At 74.0% G+C, this 15,956-nt stretch carries 14 protein-coding genes and 2 pseudogenes; 10 read left to right on the top strand and 6 right to left on the bottom strand.

What is annotated here, in order from left to right; translation table 11 throughout:
• Positions 1–14 precede the first annotated feature (14 nt).
• Positions 15–1,016, bottom strand: a complete 1,002-nt coding sequence (locus AB0E77_RS10500) for a Ku protein (RefSeq protein ID WP_361568426.1) — start codon at positions 1,014–1,016, stop codon at positions 15–17.
• Between the two features lie 283 nt (positions 1,017–1,299).
• On the opposite strand from AB0E77_RS10500, the gene AB0E77_RS10495 reads away from it, so the two are divergent.
• A complete protein-coding gene (locus AB0E77_RS10495; protein WP_361568423.1) occupies positions 1,300–2,421 on the top strand; it encodes a peptidoglycan bridge formation glycyltransferase FemA/FemB family protein in 1,122 nt (373 codons plus the stop codon).
• Between the two features lie 16 nt (positions 2,422–2,437).
• Here AB0E77_RS10495 and AB0E77_RS10490 read toward each other — a convergent pair.
• Together AB0E77_RS10490 and AB0E77_RS10485 are read right to left on the bottom strand one after the other, a co-directional pair.
• Positions 2,438–2,725, bottom strand: a pseudogene (locus AB0E77_RS10490) (hypothetical protein); the annotation flags it as partial.
• Positions 2,726–2,747: 22 nt separating this feature from the next.
• On the bottom strand, positions 2,748–4,199 hold the full coding sequence (locus AB0E77_RS10485) for a cytosine permease (RefSeq protein ID WP_361568421.1): 1,452 nt from the start codon (positions 4,197–4,199) through the stop codon (positions 2,748–2,750).
• Positions 4,200–4,267: 68 nt separating this feature from the next.
• Between AB0E77_RS10485 and AB0E77_RS10480 the strand changes: the two genes are divergently transcribed.
• The 3 genes from AB0E77_RS10480 (at position 4,268) to AB0E77_RS10470 (ending at position 7,330) form a co-directional block, all read left to right on the top strand.
• Entirely contained in the window at positions 4,268–4,909 is a 642-nt protein-coding gene (locus AB0E77_RS10480) for a TetR family transcriptional regulator C-terminal domain-containing protein (protein WP_361568418.1), read from the top strand.
• A 20-nt stretch (positions 4,910–4,929) separates the two neighbouring features.
• Positions 4,930–6,555, top strand: coding sequence for an amidohydrolase (locus tag AB0E77_RS10475; protein WP_361568415.1), 1,626 nt, complete (start codon positions 4,930–4,932; stop codon positions 6,553–6,555).
• Between the two features lie 76 nt (positions 6,556–6,631).
• The gene (locus AB0E77_RS10470; RefSeq protein WP_361568412.1) at positions 6,632–7,330 is read left to right on the top strand and encodes a type 1 glutamine amidotransferase; all 699 of its coding nucleotides are present in this window, start codon (positions 6,632–6,634) and stop codon (positions 7,328–7,330) included.
• A gap of 115 nt (positions 7,331–7,445) precedes the next feature.
• Here the strand turns inward: AB0E77_RS10470 and AB0E77_RS10465 are convergent.
• Positions 7,446–7,754: pseudogene (locus AB0E77_RS10465) on the bottom strand (YrdB family protein); the annotation flags it as partial.
• Positions 7,755–7,880: 126 nt separating this feature from the next.
• Between AB0E77_RS10465 and AB0E77_RS10460 the strand changes: the two are divergent.
• The 5 genes from AB0E77_RS10460 to AB0E77_RS10440 all read left to right on the top strand — a co-directional run bounded on the left by AB0E77_RS10460 (position 7,881) and on the right by AB0E77_RS10440 (position 12,560).
• Positions 7,881–8,813 carry a hypothetical protein gene (locus AB0E77_RS10460; protein WP_361568409.1) on the top strand — a complete coding sequence of 311 codons (933 nt, stop codon included), beginning with the start codon at positions 7,881–7,883 and terminating at the stop codon, positions 8,811–8,813.
• 341 nt (positions 8,814–9,154) lie between these two features.
• Positions 9,155–9,979 (top strand): hypothetical protein, encoded by an 825-nt coding sequence (locus AB0E77_RS10455; protein ID WP_361568407.1) that lies wholly within the window; start codon positions 9,155–9,157, stop codon positions 9,977–9,979.
• Between the two features lie 79 nt (positions 9,980–10,058).
• Positions 10,059–10,922, top strand: coding sequence for a DMT family transporter (locus tag AB0E77_RS10450; RefSeq protein ID WP_361568404.1), 864 nt, complete (start codon positions 10,059–10,061; stop codon positions 10,920–10,922).
• Between the two features lie 127 nt (positions 10,923–11,049).
• Complete coding sequence (locus AB0E77_RS10445) at positions 11,050–11,793, top strand: GntR family transcriptional regulator (RefSeq protein WP_361568401.1); 744 nt, start codon at positions 11,050–11,052, stop codon at positions 11,791–11,793.
• The gene (locus AB0E77_RS10440; RefSeq protein WP_361568398.1) at positions 11,793–12,560 is read left to right on the top strand and encodes a sulfite exporter TauE/SafE family protein; all 768 of its coding nucleotides are present in this window, start codon (positions 11,793–11,795) and stop codon (positions 12,558–12,560) included. Before AB0E77_RS10445 ends, AB0E77_RS10440 begins: the two co-directional genes overlap by 1 nt.
• Before the next feature lie 8 nt (positions 12,561–12,568).
• Here AB0E77_RS10440 and AB0E77_RS10435 read toward each other — a convergent pair whose 3' ends face one another.
• Positions 12,569–12,829 (bottom strand): hypothetical protein, encoded by a 261-nt coding sequence (locus AB0E77_RS10435; RefSeq protein ID WP_361568395.1) that lies wholly within the window; start codon positions 12,827–12,829, stop codon positions 12,569–12,571.
• A gap of 246 nt (positions 12,830–13,075) precedes the next feature.
• Here AB0E77_RS10435 and AB0E77_RS10430 point away from each other — a divergent pair, with 246 nt between their 5' ends.
• Complete coding sequence (locus AB0E77_RS10430) at positions 13,076–13,531, top strand: hypothetical protein (RefSeq protein WP_361568392.1); 456 nt, start codon at positions 13,076–13,078, stop codon at positions 13,529–13,531.
• Between the two features lie 29 nt (positions 13,532–13,560).
• On the opposite strand, the gene AB0E77_RS10425 is transcribed toward AB0E77_RS10430, so the two are convergent.
• Positions 13,561–15,939, bottom strand: a complete 2,379-nt coding sequence (locus AB0E77_RS10425) for a glycosyl hydrolase family 65 protein (protein ID WP_361568389.1) — start codon at positions 15,937–15,939, stop codon at positions 13,561–13,563.
• Positions 15,940–15,956: the final 17 nt, after the last annotated feature.

Below are 15,956 nucleotides of genomic sequence, written 5' to 3'. Positions count from 1 at the left end.
CGAGGCGGATCTTCTCAGGCTGCCGTGGGCTTCTTGCGGGGGCGGCCGGTGGCGGCGAGGGCGTCGATGAGCTGGCTGCGGGTCATCCTCGAGCGGCCGGGGACGTCCTGGTCGGTGGCCATGCGGTAGAGCTCCGCCTTGCTCAGGTCCCGTAGTTCGGACCGCGCCGGCGCCGCCTTGCCGGAGGGGGCCTTGGCCTTCTTCCGTTCGCGCGGTGCCGGCTCCTCTTCCCGGCCGCTCTTCGCGCGGTCCAGGCTGTTCCGGAGGACGTCCATGAGGTCGACGACATCGGTGGCCGTGGGCGGTTCCTCGGCGAGGGCGACCTCCTGGCCCTCCGCCTTCGCCCGTACCAGGTCGCGCACCTTCTCCTGGTAGGTGTCGTGGTAGCGCTCCGGCTCCCAGGGACCGCTGAGCGCCTCGACCAGTTGCAGCGCCATGTCCAGCTCCTTGCCCCGGCCCGCCGGTTCCGACGGCAGCTCAGGCAGCTCCTTGACCGGGTCGCGGACCTCGTCGGCCCAGTGCAGGGTCTGGAGCACCAGGACCTCGCCGTCCGCCCGCAGCGCGGTCAGGTACTGCCGGTTGCGCATGACGAAGGTGGCGACGCCCGCCTTGTTCGCCTCGGCCAGGGCGGTACGGAGCAGCTGGTAGACCTTGAGGTACTCCTTGCCGCGCGGTGCGACGTAGTACGTGCGGTCGAAGTAGACCGGCTCGATCCGGTCCAGGTCGACGAAGTCGGTGATGTCGACGGTCTGCGAGCGGCCCGGCGCGATCTCGTCCAGCTCGTCCGGCTCCACGACCACGTACTCGCCCTCGGCGAGCTCGTAGCCCTTGACGATGTCGCCCGTGCCGACCTCCTCGCCGGTGCGCTGGTTGACCCGGCGGTTGCGGATCCGGTCGGAGGTGCCGCGCTGCAGCTGGTGGAAGCGGACCGAGTGGTCCTGCGTCGCCGAGTACAGCCCGACGGGCACGGTGACCAGCCCGAAGGTGATCACACCCGTCCAGATCGCCCGTGCCATGGCCGTCCGCTCCGTCCGTCCTGCCGGCGCCGCCGGTGCCCTCCACGCCCTTCCACGCCCTTCCACGCTGGCACTCCTGTCGCGGCACCGCGCGTCGGGCGGGGCAGCCAGGGGGTGACGGGACCGGCTGCCGCCGGCCCGCGCCCACTGCCCGAACAGCCGGTAGCCCGCGCGGATTCCGCTCCGCCGGTATTCCCTGGGGGTGGGGGACGGCACCGCTTGCGCGCCGCGGCCGTCCCGACCGTCGACACCGTCGAGCGAGCCGAACGAAGGGTCACCGCCCATGAGCCATCACCTGAAGGCGATCACGCGTGAGGAGCACCTGCGCTTCGTCGCGTCCCGGCCTCCCGTGAGTCATCTCCAGCTCCCCTCGTGGGGAGAGGTGAAGCCGGACTGGCGGGCGGAGAGCCTCGGCTGGTTCGACGACGGCGGGGACCTGGTCGGGACCGCCCTGGTGCTGCTGCGTCCACTGCCGAAGCTGCGGCGCTACCTGGCCTATCTGCCCGAGGGCCCGGTCATCGACTGGAACGCGGCCGGGCTGGACCGGTGGCTGGAGCCGATGCTCGCCCATCTGAAGCGGCGGGGCGCGTTCTCCGTGAAGATGGGTCCGCCCGTGGTGGCCCGGCGCTGGAGCGCCGAGGCCGTCAAGGCGGGGATCGCCGACCCCGGGGCCCGGCGGCTGCGGGACGTGAAGGCCACCGTGGACGAGCCCGGCGCCCGCGAGATCGCCGAGCGGCTCCGCCGGGCGGGCTGGCGGCAGGCGGAGCCCGGCGGCGAGGACGGCTTCGCCGCGGGGCAGCCGCGCTACGTGTGTCAGGTGCCGCTCGCCGGGCGGTCGCTGGAGCAGATCCAGAACGGGCTCAACCAGCAGTGGCGCCGCAACGTCAAGAAGGCGGAGAAGGCCGGCGTCAAGGTCGTCCAGGGCGACCAGGAGGATCTGCGCGTCTTCTACGAGCTGTACGTCGAGACCGCCGAGCGGGACGGGTTCGTCCCGCGCCCGCTCGCCTACTTCCGGCGGATGTGGACCGCGCTGACGGCCGAGGACCCGGACCGGATGCGGCTCTACCTGGCCCATCACGACGGCGAGGTGCTCGCCGCGGCCACCATGCTGACGGTCGGCGACCACGTCTGGTACTCCTACGGCGCCTCCACCGTCCGCCGGCGCGAGGTCCAGGCCAGCACCGCCCTCCAGTGGCGCATGATGAGCGACGCCCACGAACGCGGTGCACGGGTGTACGACTTCCGGGGCATCACCGACACCCTGGACGAGGACGACCCCCTGCTGGGTCTGCTCCGGTTCAAGGTCGGCGCCGGCGGCGAGGCCGTCGAGTACCTCGGGGAGTGGGACTACCCGCTCAACAAGGTGCTGCACAAGGCGCTTCAGCTGTACCTGTCCCGGCGCTGACCGGCCGGGGCGCGGTTCAGCCGGCCGGCTTCTCCCGGACCGAGACATGTCGTCGGCCCTCGTGCGTGACGGGAGTCCCGTCCCAGTCCTCCCACCGGTCCCGCAGACGCCGTCCCGCGAGCCGCGCCATCAGGTCGACCTGGGCGTCCTGCGTGGTCAGGTTGTCGACGGTGTTGCAGACCAGGCAGACCAGGCAGACCAGCGTGAACGTGCCCGGCACCCGGGTGGTCGCGAAGTCGCCGGTGGTCACCCCGACGGCGTCGCCGCCCGGCTTGGCGCGCAGCCGGGCGGGCATGGCGCGGGACCTGCCGGGGCCGTACCTCTCCTCAGGCCCTGGGCGCCACGGAATTTCCGCCGCGCGCCAGGGCGGCGTAGAGCAGGGCGGCGACGGCCATGCCGGCGGGGAGGGAGAGGTCGATGCCGCCGAGGGCCCGGGCGATCGGGCCGGTGTAGAGGGTGTTGACGCACAGGGCGGACACGGCGACACCGCCCGCGAGCGCCAGGGCGCCGGCCGGGTTGACACCCGCGGTGTACCAGAAGGGGCCGCCGGCCGACTCGTCCGTCAGGGCGGGCCCGTCGTAGCGGTTGCGGCGCAGCAGGATGTCGGTGGCGTAGACGGCCATGGCGGGGCCGAGGAGGACGACGGTGAGCTGGAGGACGTTGCTGACCGTGTCGAGGAAGTCGGAGACGAGCAGGCCGTAGAGGGTGAGGGCCACGGCGGCGGTGCCGTCGGCGAGGACGCTGCGGGTACGGGGGATGCGCAGGCCGACGGCCTGGAGGGCGAGGCCCGCGCTGTAGGCGGTCAGGGCGTTGATGGCGATGGTGCCGAGGACGAGGGCGAGCAGGAAGACGGGCTCGAACCAGCCCGGCAGGATGGTGCCGAGTCCGGCCTGCGGGTCCGTCATGTCGACGGCGGTCGCGGCGAAGGCGCCGAGGGAGCAGACGGCGATGCTGGGCAGGATGCCGCCGAGCGCGGTCCAGCCGATGATCGACCTGGCGGACGTCGTCCGGGGCAGGTAGCGGGAGAAGTCGGCGCTGGTCGTGTACGACAGCGGGCCGGCCCCGACGAGGGTGACCCCGGCGACGAGCACCGCCCACAGGTCCGTGCCGGTGAGCGGCTCGGCGGGTACGTAGGAGAAGTCGGTCTCGCCGAACACGTAGAACGCGACGACGGCGAACGCGGCGGTGAGCGCCAGGGTGATCGGGAGGTAGAGCTTCATGATCATGGCGTGGCCGTAGACGCCGATGGCCAGGGTGAGCGCGGCGATGACCACGACGACGGCGATCTTGACGCCGGTGCCGGCGGTGAGTCCGGTCTTCTCCACGAGGGCGAAGGCGGCGGTCGCGGCGGCGGCCAGGTTCAGGGCGAAGTAGCAGACGGAGATGAGCCAGCCGACGATCGCGTTGTTCACGCGGTTGCCGCGCACGCCGTACATCGCCCGTGTGATGACTTCGCTCGGTGCGCCGGCGGCCGGGCCGGATATCGACAGCAGGCCGGTGAAGAACCAGAACAGGTTGCCCACCACGATGACCGCGAGGGCCTGCCACAGGGTCAGGCCCATGAGGACCAGGGCGCCGCCGATCACCAGGCTCAGGTAGTTGACGTTCGCCGCGGCCCAGACGGAGAACAACTGCCGTGGGTGCCCGTGGCGTTCGCTGTCGGGTATGTGGTCGATGCCGTGCGCCTCGACGCGGCCGGCCCGCTCCGGATCGGGCACCCCCTCCTTCGGGCGGAGGTCGGGGGTGCCGGACTGCGGGTCGGGAATCGTGGACGCCATAGGGCTCCTCCGGGTGCTGGTAACCCACCTGCTTGCTTGTTGGTCGCACACTCAATAGCATGGATTCCATGCCGTCAAGCGTCCCGAACAAGCGAATCCGCAAATCTCCCGCGGCCAGACGTGCGGAAATCGTTGCCGCAGCCGCCGACGTCGCCCTCACCGAAGGGCTCGAGTGCATCACCCTGCGGCGGATCGCCGAGGAACTCGACGTCCGTCCGGGACTCATCAGCCATTACTTCCCGGCGGTGGAGGAACTGGTGGCCGAGGCCTACGGCGACGCCGTCGGCGGCGAGCTCGACGAACTCCTCCCGGCCGACCGGGAGGGCAGCACGCCGACGCGGCATCTGGCGCGCTTCTTCGCCCGGACGAGCGGCGAGGCCTTCGACGACATCAGCCGGCTCTGGCTCAACGCCCGCCACCTCAGCCGCTACCGTCCCGCGCTGCGTGACCGCGTCGCCGTCCAGGAGGCGGCCTGGCGGGAGCGGCTGGAGTCCCTCGTCCGCGACGGCGTCGAGCTGGGCGAGTTCCGCACCGCGGACCCGGCGCTGGCCGCCATCCAGATCCTGGTCGTCCTCGACGGCCTCGGCATGCTCGTGAACAGCGCCGACACCGGCGAGGACCCGCCCGCGGTGCGGCGCCTGCCCGTCACCACCGCGGAACGCGAACTCGGCCTGCCCGCCGGGGCGCTGGCACCCGTCGACGCCCACTGACCCGCCCTCAAGGAGCCTTCGTGCGCACCTCTCTCATCCTGCTCTCGGCCCGCCTGCTGGACCCGGTCACCGGTGGCTTCCTGCCCCAGACCGCGCTGGCCGCCGGCGGCGGGCGCATCACCGCGCTCGGTGACGACCGGGAGATCCGCGCCCTCGCGGACGCCTCGACCACGGTGATCGACCTCAAGGGCGCCGTGGTGACTCCCGGCCTGGTGGACGGGCACATCCACCCCGTCTCCGGCGCCGAACTGACCCACGGCCTCGACCTGTCCGGCTGCACCGGCCTGGAGCAGGTGCGCGAAGCGCTGGCCGGCGCGGTGCGGGACCTCGCGCCTGGCGAGTGGCTCCAGGGCTGGGGGCTCGACCCCAACGTCTTCGCGGGGGGCCCGGTCGACATGGCTCCCTTCGAGGCCGTGCTCGACGGTGTGCCCGCCTTCCTGCTGCTGTTCGACGCACACTCGGCGCTGGCCAGCCGGCGGGCGCTGGAGCTGGCCGGGGTGGCCGGGCCGCGCACCTTCGCGCAGGCCACCGCCGAGGTGGTGTGCGACGCGGACGGCAGGCCCACGGGGCTGCTGCTGGAGGACGCCGCCTGCGAGCTCGTGGAGCGAGTACTGCCGCAACCCACGCGCGAGGAGCGCCGCGACCGGCTCGCCGCCGCGCTGGGCGCCATGGCCGCGACCGGTCTGACCGGCGGCCACGTCATGGACGCCAACGGCGACAGCCTCGACTTCTTCGCCGAGCTCGACACGGCCGGGCGGCTGCCGGTGCGACTGCGGGTGGCGCCCTGGTGCCAGCCCGGCACCGACGCGGAGGGCCTGCGTGCGCTGATCGCCGGGCAGGGCGCGGGGGGCAGGCTCTGGCGGACCGCGGGCGTCAAGATCTTCATGGACGGGACGGTGGACAACGGCACCGCGTGGCTGGAGCAGCCGGACTGCCACGGCGAGTCCCGGCACGCCTTCTGGCCGGACCCCGAGGAGTACACGCGGGTCGTCGGCGAGCTGCACCGGGCCGGGGTGCCCACGGCCACCCACGCCATCGGGGACGCGGCGGTACGGCATGTCCTCGACGCCGTCGAGAAGGCCCGGGCGGACGGCGGACCCGGGGTGCGGCACCGGGTCGAGCACATCGAGACCGTCCCCGACGACACCGTGCGCCGGTTCGCCGAGCTGGGCGTGGTCGCCTCGATGCAGCCCACCCACTGCTGCGACTTCACCCGGGCCGACCACACCGACAACTGGTCGCGCCGCCTGGGCGAGGAGCGGGCCTCGCGGGCGTGGCGCTGCCGCGACCTGCACGACGCCGGTGCCGTCGTCGTCCTCGGCTCGGACTGGCCCATCGCCCCCTACCCGCCGCTCGGCGTGATGGCGGGCGCGCGTCACCGCCGGCCCACCCGTGACCTCGGCCGGGACCCGCACGGCCCGGAGCAGGCGCTGACGGCCCTGGAGGCGCTGCGGGGCATGACCGTCAACGCGGCCCACGCGGCCGGCGAGGAGTACGAGGCGGGCCGGATCGCCGTCGGTCACCGCGCCGACCTGACCGTCCTGGCCGCCGATCCGCTGAGCGTCGCGGCCACCGAACTGGCCGATGTTCCGGTGCTGCTGACCGTCCTGGACGGCGGCCTGACACATCGCGCCGCCGGTCTGTGACCCCGCCGGGGGTTGGCTCCGGGCGCGGTGTGGGCAGGGGGCTGGTGTCCGGGTGAGGTGAGCGGGAGGTGGGCGGGTGTCACGGGTGCTGGTGGTGCAGAACGGCCTCAGCGGCGGTCCGGGGCGGTTCGGTGACTGGCTGACCGCGCAGGGGCTGACGCTGGACGTGGTGCACGCGTACGCCGGGGCGCCGCTCCCCCGGCGCCTGGACCACGCGGCCGTGATGGTCCTGGGCGGCGGTTATCTGCCCGACGACGACCTGCGCGCCCCCTGGCTCGCGGACACGCGCGCGCTGGTCGGCGAGGCGCTGGAGCGGGACGCTCCCGTGTTCGGGATCTGCCTCGGCGGGCAGTTGCTCGCGCAGGTCGCGGGCGGCATGGTGCGGGGGCGGCACGGCGAGCCGGAGTACGGCAGCACACCACTGAGCCTGCGCCCCGAGGCCGGGGCCGATCCGCTGTTCCGGGGACTGCCGGGCCGGGTGAGCGCGATCGAGCACCATGTGGACGCCGTGACCGCGCTGCCGCCGGGGGCATCCTGGCTGATGGAGAGCGAGGGGTGTCCGTACCAGGCGTTCCGCGTCGGCGACCGGGCGTGGGGCGTGCAGTTCCACCCGGAGGCGGACGCGGACCGGGTGCGGTCGTGGGACCCGGAGCGGATCCGGGCCCTGGGCCTGGACCCGGCGGAGCTGTCCCGTCGCGCGGAGCACGACGAACCGGCGGCCGCGGCGGTCTGGCACCAGGTCGCCCGGCGCTTCGCCGCGGTCGTCGGGGGGTGAACGGGTCCCCGGGACGGACGCCTGTCGCATCGCGGCCCGGGGTGACCGGCGCAGCGGAGAGTGCAGGGCGGAAGGTCTCGGCCAACGCGGTGTCGGCGACCGTGGCGAGCGCCAGGACGACGGCCGCGGCCGGCCGGCCGAGCCCGTACACGGCGAGGGCACCGCCGCCGAGCACCAGCGCCTTGACGACGAGCACCGGCGGAAGTCCCGGCCGCCACCGCACCCGGGGTGCGGCGAACAGCCCCCACGGCACGATCGCGAGCGCCGGTGCCCTCGCCGAGCAGCACGCGCACCGCGCCCTCGCGGCCCGCGCCGAGCCCCGCCGGCCGGGCGCCACGAGCGCGACGATCTCCAGAAGGAACGCCAGCGCCTCGTCGGCGGCGAACCACCCGCTGGCCGCGGGTGCTCGAGCGTCACCGGCCATGCGGTCCTCCCCCGTCCGCCGGGCCCCAGCATGTCCTGGCGACGACCGCGTCCGGGTCGCGTCGCAGCCGGGGCACCCGTAGACAGGATGCAGTGTCCGTGGACGTCCGACGGGAGGCGGAGGAGCATGCAGCGCAAGGGCGGGCGCCGGCCCGGAGCGGGGGAGCCGGACGTGGAGGCGGTTCTCGACGAGCTGTACACCACGCCGCCCTCCGACTTCGTCTCCCGGCGCGAGGAACGGGCCGCCGCCGCGAGAACCGCCGGGCAGGCACAGGACGCCCGCAGCATCCGTGCCGCACGCAGGCCCACGCGCGCGGCCTGGGCGGCGAACCTGCTGCTGCGCTCCCGGCCCGAGGAGAGCCGTCGTTTCCTGGAACTGGGCCAGGCCCTGCGCGAGGCACACCGCACCCTGGACGCCGCCGGGCTCAAGGAACTCTCCGCACAGCGCCGGAGCGTCGTCACCGCGCTGTCCCGGCAGGCGGCCGAGCTCGCCGGCCAGGCGGGTCACCCGTTGTCGGAGGCGGCACGGCGGGAGGTCGAGTCGACGCTGCGCGCGGTCCTGGCGGACCCGGACGCCGCCGGGCGCTGGGCGGAGGGACGCCTGGAGAGCTCACTCACCCCGCCGTCGGAGTTCCCCGCCGGAACCGCGGCCACCGCCCCGGTGGCGAAGCCGTCCCGGCCGGCGGCGGAACGTGCCCCCGCCGGTGCACGGGCCGAGGACGAGCTGGCCGAGCGGCGGCGCAAGCGGCAGGAGGAACTCACCCGGGCGCAAGAGGTCGCCGAGGCCGCCGAGCGACATGCCGATGAGCTGCGTGCGGCACGGGCGGACGCCGAGGAGGCACTGCGGCGGGCGGATGACGCACGGGACCGGGCCAGGCAGCGTGTGTCGGACGCCGAGCGTCAACTGACCGAAGCTCGTGAGGAGTTGGAGCGCACTGAGCACGAACGACGCGAGGCCGAGGAGCGGGACCGGTCGGCCGGCGACGCGCTGGCGGGGGCCGAGCGGCAGGCGCGGGAGGCGGTACGGCACAGGGACCGGCTGGCCGCACGCGTGCGGTAGTCACCCCGGAACATGTGCCGCACGGGCGTGGGGAGTCGGGTGTCTGTGTTCCGAACACCCGCGCGACGAACCGGTACCGGGCGACGCCCCGGGAGTCACTGAAGGCGTCGATGTGCTGGTGACGCGTACCACGGCACAGGCCTGACGTGGTATACCGGCCCGAAAGCAAACAGGCGAACAACAGGCGCCGCCGTCCGTACCATTCGGGTGTCGACGCGGTCGGCAGCAGTACCGAACGCTCCGCTGCCCGGCGCCGACCGGACATGACCTCCATGTCCCACGACTTCTGTCCCGCCGTTCTCCCGTGCCTTCACGGCCGCGAATCGAGGAGAGTCCACACGATGTCCGAGAGCACCACGCAGAGCGCCACCGAACTCGCTTCCCAGTACAGCGTCCAGGTGGCGAACGACCTGGAACGCAACGTCAAGGAACAGGAGCGTGTCAGCGGGGAGATCACCGACCTCCAGCAGCAACTCGCGGCGCTGCAGCACGACCACGCCCTGCTGGTGAACATGCAGCAGGCGCTCGGTGTCACCGCGCCACCGGCCCCGCCGGTGACCGGGTCGGCGCCGGTGCCCGCGCCCCGTGACAGCGCCGCCACCGAGACGGCCGTCGCCGGCAGGCGCACACGGGGCGGGAAGGCCGGTGCCGCGCCCAAGCGCGCCGCGGCCACCAAGCCCGCCACCAAGCCCGCGACGAAGTCCGCGGGCAAGCCCGCCACGAAGTCCGCCGCCGCCAAGCCCGCCTCGAAGTCCTCCGCGAAGCCGGCCGCCAAGGGGTCCGCCAAGGCGGTCAGGAAGCCGGCGGCGAAGAAGTCACCGGCCGCGTCCGCCACGGCCGCCGTCTCGTCCTCCTCCCCGCAGTCCTCGCCGTCCTCTGCGGCCGCGAGGCCGGACCAGCCCACGCTGGTCGAACTGGTCCGGGGGCACCTGGGCGAGCAGAAGGAGCCGCGTTCCGCCGCCGAGGTCGCCACGGCGCTCGGCCAGGCCCACCCCGACCGCACCGTCAAGACCACGGTCGTGCGCACCACGCTCGAGGGGCTCGTCGCCAAGAACCAGGCCCAACGCACCAAGCAGGGCACGTCCGTCTACTACACCGCCACCGACGCGCCGGAGCCGAAGCGGGCCGACGCCGGGGCGGCGGCCGCCGACCGCGCCGACGGCTGATCCGGCACCCGGCAGCGACCGAGGACACGCCGGAGCACCGCGGCGCGCGGCCGGGGCGAAAGCGGGTGAGGATCGGTGGATGGGTGTTGTCCTGCCGGTGCTCTTCGCTCTCGTCGCCGCGTTCAGCAACGCGCTGGCCACCGTGTTGCAGCGGCGGGCCGCCCTGAGCGTGCCGCAGTCCCAGGGCTTCCGTCCGGGGCTCGTCCTCGACCTGCTGCGGCGGCCGGTCTGGCTCGGCGGCATGCTGGCCGTGGTGGTCGCCGGGGTGGGGCAGGCGGCGGCCCTGGCGACCGGGCCGATGTCACTCGTCCAGCCGTTGTTCGTGCTGGAACTTCCGCTGGCGCTGCTGCTGGCCTCGCTGGTGACCGGCCACCGCCTGCCCGAGGTGATGTGGCTCGCCGTGGGCGGTGTGGTCGTCGGCCTGGGGGTGGCCCTGGCGGCGGCCGCGCCGGACGGCGGCAGCGAGAACGTCTCCATGGACCGCTGGGTGCCCGCGCTCGGCGCCTGCGCCGGGCTGGCGGTCCTGCTGGCCGCGGCCGGGCTGAAGCGCCCCGTCGGCAAGGCCCGCGCCGGCTGCCTGGGTGCGGCCACCGCCGTCTGCTACGCCCTGACCGCCGGGCTGATGAAGGACTCCATGCGAGTCCTGGACACGGACGGCGTGGCCGGCTTCCTGACCGTGTGGCAGACGTACGCGTTCGCCGCGGCCGGGGTGTGCGCCGTGCTCCTGCTGGAGCACGCCATGCAGGGCGGCCCCCTGGTCGCCTCCCAGCCGGCCCTCACCCTCGGCGACGCCACGGTGAGCCTGATGCTCGGCGTGGTCCTGTACCAGGAGGACGTGCGCACCGACTGGTGGGTGCTGCCCCAGCTGGCCGGGGTCGCCCTGATCGTCGTCGGTGTCCTCACGCTGGCCCGGCGCGGGGTGGATCTGCGGACCGGGCAGTGAGGCGCCGCCCGGGAACCGGGTGGCGAAGCGCCGGGCGCCCGACAGGAAGCCGCTGGTCAGACGTTTTGGCAGGTCAGCTCGGGTGGCGTAACTTCGGCGAAACATGGACCGGGCTAACGTGCCCCGCATGGAACACGACCTGGGGCGGCCCCGTGCCGAGCGGGCCCGGCGGATGGCCGACGTGCTGCGGCAGCAGATCGGCGACGGTCACTTCGCCGGCGGCATGCTGCCGGACGAACGGGTGCTGGGCCGTCGGTTCGGCGCCTCCCGCAACGCGGTCCGCGACGCACTGGCCCTGCTGCGCGCGGAGGGACTGATCACCCGGCGCCGCGGGGTGGGGACCTCGGTGGTGCTGGCGAAGCACGGACACGGTCTGGACCGCCTGACCGGACTGGCCGAGGAGCTCACCGGGTGCGGCACCGTCACCAACGAGGTGCGGGCCGCGGCGGAGGTGTCCGTCCTGCCCGACGCGATCGCCGCCCGGCTGGAGGTGCCGGCCGGGGCGGGCGGCGTGTACGTGGAGCGGTTGCGCCGGCTGGACGGGGTGCCGCTGTCGCTGGACACCAGTTATCTGACCGCGGACATCGGCCGTGCGGTGCTCGCCGGTGACCTGGCGGGACGCGACGTGTTCGCACTGATCGAGGAGGCCGCGGGCGAGCGGCTCGGGCACGCCGAGGTGGCCGTGCACGCCGTCACCGCCGACCCGGGCACCGCGGAGCTCCTGGGCGTCGATCCCGGGGCGGCGGTGTTCGCGCTGGAACGGCTGACCCGGCTGGAGGACGGGCGGCCGGTCGACGCCGAGTCGATCCGGGTCCGCGCGGACCGGATGACCCTGCGGGCCACCGTATACCGCACGCCAGGGGGCCGGTGATGGCCGGGCCGAGCCCTTCCGTCCTGGTCGCACTCGGGCTGTTCGGTCTGGTCGGCGGGATCGGCCTCACCGCCGTCGGTCCGGGCGGCGTCCTGCCCACGGTCGGCCTGTTCGCCCTGACGGGACTCACGCCCGCGCAGGTGGCCGGTACGGCCATCGTCACCCATGTCGCCACCGGGGCGCTCGCCACCGCCGCCTACACCCGCTCCGGCCAGCTGCGCGAACCCGGCACCCGGCGCACGGCCCTCGTCCTGGCCGTGAGCGCCGTCGCCGGGACGCCGCTCGGCGTGCTGGTCAACTCCCATGTGTCGAAGGGGGCGTTCGGGCTGGTGCTCGGGCTCTTCGTGGCGGCCGTGGCCTGCCTCGTGTGGTTCCGGGAGCGGCGCCGCCGCCCGGTCGCGCCGCGGGCACACCCTCGGCCGGCGCTGCTGGCCGGGCTGGGGTTCGGCGTGGCCGTCGCGGCGGGTGTCGTCGGCATCGGCGGTCCGATGCTCACCGTGCCGCTGCTGGTGGCCCTCGGGGTGCCCGTGCTGGAGTCCCTGGCCTCGGCGCAGGCGCAGTCCGTCGTCATCGCCGGGGTGGGGACGGCGGGGTACGTGGCGCACGGCGCCGTCGACTGGCCGCTGGCCGCGCTGGTGGGCGTACCCGAGCTGGCCGGGGTGCTCATCGGCTGGCGGATCGCGCACGCGCTGCCCACCCGCCATCTGAAGTACGCCTTGATCGCCACCCTGCTGGCGCTCGCCCCGTACCTCGCCCTGCACGGCTGACCCCGGCATCACCGGCAGAAGCCGTACGCCTGTTCCAGCCATCGGCGCAGGGCCACGTGCACGCTGCCGGGGAGCTCGCTGAGCCGGTCGATGGCCGCGCGGTCCCCGGCGGAGGGCGCGATGCCCGCCGCGGTCAGGAGGGCGAGCAGGTCCAGGCGGCGCAGGTCGACGGGGTCGATCCGGCAGGGGACACGGTCGGCCGGGTCGGGCGGCTGGAGCAGGAAGTCGCCCTGGGTGTCGGCGGGTGTCGGGGCAGTGATCGTGTGCATACCGCGGTCCTCCAGGTGAGGGGTCGCCGTTCTTGCCGGGATGAGACACCCGGGCGGTGCCGGCGGTTGCGGGCCGCCGCGACGACCACACGGTGGATGCAATCGGCGTCTTGTCGCACGAACCGGCCCGGGCGGCCCCGGCGTCCGGGGGTGTTGGTCCGTACGAGTGGTGCGTCGGTGGACGCGGTCGTACGGTCGGTACGGGGAAGAGCGGAGACAGCGACCCCGAGACGGCCGGGAGCAGACATGGGCAGGAACCCGATGAGGGCAGCGGTCACACTCTGTGCCGCCGCCGCGCTGGCAGTACCCCTGGGCACCGCTTCGGCCGCCCCGCGGGCGGAGCACACCGTGCGGCAGCAGGTGCAGGACCCGGTGCTCGTCGACTGCTCGATGCAGGGCCAGGTGCGGCCGGCGGCTTACGTGCTGGCCTGCGGGGACGGCAACAGCCGCCTCACCTCGATGCACTGGTCCCGCTGGGACGCGGCCGAGGCGGTCGGGCAGGGCTACAACGCGGTCAACGACTGCGACCCCTACTGCGCGGCCGGCACCTTCCGCTCGTACCCGGTGACCGTGCGGCTCGACCAGCCGCAGGGCCGCGAGCAGGACCCGGGCGAGCAGCACTACACCCGGATGACGCTGACCTACACCGACGGCAGGCCGGACGGGTTCCCGCGCGTGGTGACGTACCCCCTGCCGGGCTGAGGGCCCGGCCGAGGACCCGGGCGGAGGAGTCAGTCCGGGAGCATGAGCCGGCAGGCGTCGCCCGGCTGGAGCCGGATGGCCCGGTCGGGCAGCCGGACGTCGATCGGCAGCCGGTCGGAGGGCGGCACGGCGATCTCCAGGCGGCCGTGCTCGAGCCGGAACCGGACGCCCCAGTGTCCCTGGTAGCGGACGGCGAACTCGTACGACGACAGCTCCGGAAGGGGCACCGGGTCCAGCCAGAGGGCGCCGGCGCGGGTCTCCAGTCCGGTCAGGCCGCGCTGGACCAGGTCGAGGGTGCCCGCCATGGCACCGAGGTGGATGCCCTCGCCGGTGGTGCCGCCCTGGATGTCGGCGACGTCGCCCTCGAGCGCCTCCTGGCAGAAGGCCCAGGCCTCGGCGCGGCGGGCCCGGGCCAGGATCCAGCCGTGCACGAGCCCGCTGAGGGTGGAGCCGTGGGAGGTGCGGGCGAGGTAGTGGTCGACGGTGCGCCGCCAGGTGTCGTCGTCCAGCGGGTAGCCCAGCCGCTCGAACAGGGCACGGAGTTCGGCCGGGGAGAACAGGTAGCCGAGCATCAGGACGTCGGCCTGTTTGGACGCCCGGTAGTTGTTGACGCTGTCGTCCTCGGCCTCCAGGATGCGGTCCAGCCGCCGGATGTCGCCGTAGCGCTCGCGGTAGCCCGCCCAGTCGAGTTCGGCGAGGTCGCCGTAGCCCTCGAACTGGCTGATGACTCCCTCGTGGAAGGGCACGTGGAGGGTGCGGGCGATGTTCTCCCACTGTTCGAGTTCGCCGCCGTCCAGGCCGGTGCGCTCCGCGAGTTCGCGGCGGCGGGGTTCGGGCAGGGAGCGCACGGTCTCCAGGGCGCGGGTGAGTACCCAGGAGGCGGTGACGTTGGTGTAGGCGTTGTCGTCGAGTCCGGGTTCCTCGGCGCCGGGGTAGGCGTCGTGGTACTCGTCGGGGCCGACGACGCCCCGGATGCGGTGCCGCCTCAGGCCGTCGTCCCAGGTGGCGGAGTCCGCCCAGAAGCGCGCGATCTGCAGCAGCGTCTCGGCACCCTTGGTGTGCAGGAACTCGGCGTCGCCGCTGGCCTCGTAGTACTGCCAGACGTTGTAGGCGATCGCCGAGCCCACATGGTGCTGGAGGTGCGAGTGGTCCGGCAGCCACCGGCCCGAGTGGGGGTTGAGGTGCAGTCGCTGGGTCTCCTCGCGGCCGTCGCTGCCGCTCTGCCAGGGGTAGAGGGCGCCTCGCCGGCCGATCGCCCGGGCCGCGGCGCAGGCCCGTTCCAGGCGGCGGTGCCGGTAGCGCAGCAGGGCCCGGGAGACCTCGGGGAAGTGCAGGTTGAGGTAGGGCAGGACGAACAGCTCGTCCCAGAAGACGTGCCCCCGGTAGGCCTCCCCGTGCAGCCCGCGGGCGGGTACGCCCACGTCGAGGTCGGCGGTGTGCGGGGACAGGGTCTGCAGGACGTGGAAGAGGTGCAGGCGCAGGATGGCGCCCGCCTCGCCCGCGACCTCGAGCCGGGCGCGGCGCCACAACTGGCCCCAGGCCGTGCGGTGGCGCTCCAGCAGCTCGTCGAAGCCGGGGGCGTGGGTCACCCGGTCCACGGCGGCCTGGAGGGGGTCGCTGATCGCGGGGTCGCGTGAGGTGTGCAGGGCCACGGTCTTGTCGACGGTGACGGTGCGTCCCGGTTCCAGGCGCAGGGTGGTGCGCTGGGCGACGCGCAGGTGCTGCCGGGCCGGCGAGACCGGGGTGGGGGCGGTCGTACGGGCGGCCATGCCGATCCGGATGTCCGAGGTGCGGGTGCGGCAGCGCAGCCACACGGTGCCGTCGCCGCCCTCGCCGGTGTGGACGTGGGTGAGGTGACGGCCGTCGAGGTCCCGGTAGCGTGCGACGCCGGCGTTGGTGACGTCGCCGTCGAGGGCCGCCTCCACGTCGAGGCCGGTGGCGGCGCCCTCCACCGTGAACTCCGTGCGCAGCGCGGCGAGGTGGGGGTCGGCCATGTGCACCAGGCGGAGCTGGCGCACGGTCAGCACGCGTCCCTCGCCGAGGGGGAAGCGGGTGCTGCGCTCCAGTACTCCGGAGTCGAGGTGCACGGTCTGCCGGTGGTCCCGCACCGGCGCGGTGTCCGGTGTGAGCCAGTCTCCTCCCGGGACGCGGAAGCACAGCGGCAGCCAGTCGGGGAGGTTGACCATGTCCTCGTTCTCGACGTGCCGCACCTCGTCCCCGGCGACGGTGGAGGTGAGCCGGTTGTAGCAGCCGGCCACATAGGTGCCCGGGTAGTGCACGTCGTCCGCGGCGCACTCGGGCAGTGCGCCGCGGGTGGCGAAGTAGCCGTTGCCCAGGGTGCACAGGGACTCCCGCAGCCGCTCCTCGGCGGGGTCGTAGCCGATGTACTCCCAGACGGAGGCGGTCACGGGTTTCCCTTCACTGG

Source organism: Streptomyces sp. NPDC032940 (assembly GCF_040636935.1).
In the GTDB taxonomy this organism is placed as follows: Bacteria; Actinomycetota; Actinomycetes; order Streptomycetales; family Streptomycetaceae; genus Streptomyces.
Note: the sequence above shows the minus strand (reverse complement) of the source record. Positions and strands in the feature narration are given on the sequence as shown.

What these genes read in the sequence shown, in the direction of transcription:
- AB0E77_RS10500 (WP_361568426.1), bottom strand. Translation starts at nt 1,016, where the DNA reads ATGGCACGGGCGATCTGGACGGGTGTGATCACCTTCGGGCTGGTCACC.
- AB0E77_RS10495 (WP_361568423.1), top strand. Translation starts at nt 1,300, where the DNA reads ATGAGCCATCACCTGAAGGCGATCACGCGTGAGGAGCACCTGCGCTTC.
- AB0E77_RS10485 (WP_361568421.1), bottom strand. Translation starts at nt 4,199, where the DNA reads ATGGCGTCCACGATTCCCGACCCGCAGTCCGGCACCCCCGACCTCCGC.
- AB0E77_RS10480 (WP_361568418.1), top strand. Translation starts at nt 4,268, where the DNA reads ATGCCGTCAAGCGTCCCGAACAAGCGAATCCGCAAATCTCCCGCGGCC.
- AB0E77_RS10460 (WP_361568409.1), top strand. Translation starts at nt 7,881, where the DNA reads ATGCAGCGCAAGGGCGGGCGCCGGCCCGGAGCGGGGGAGCCGGACGTG.
- AB0E77_RS10455 (WP_361568407.1), top strand. Translation starts at nt 9,155, where the DNA reads ATGTCCGAGAGCACCACGCAGAGCGCCACCGAACTCGCTTCCCAGTAC.
- AB0E77_RS10450 (WP_361568404.1), top strand. Translation starts at nt 10,059, where the DNA reads ATGGGTGTTGTCCTGCCGGTGCTCTTCGCTCTCGTCGCCGCGTTCAGC.
- AB0E77_RS10445 (WP_361568401.1), top strand. Translation starts at nt 11,050, where the DNA reads ATGGAACACGACCTGGGGCGGCCCCGTGCCGAGCGGGCCCGGCGGATG.
- AB0E77_RS10440 (WP_361568398.1), top strand. Translation starts at nt 11,793, where the DNA reads ATGGCCGGGCCGAGCCCTTCCGTCCTGGTCGCACTCGGGCTGTTCGGT.
- AB0E77_RS10435 (WP_361568395.1), bottom strand. Translation starts at nt 12,829, where the DNA reads ATGCACACGATCACTGCCCCGACACCCGCCGACACCCAGGGCGACTTC.
- AB0E77_RS10430 (WP_361568392.1), top strand. Translation starts at nt 13,076, where the DNA reads ATGGGCAGGAACCCGATGAGGGCAGCGGTCACACTCTGTGCCGCCGCC.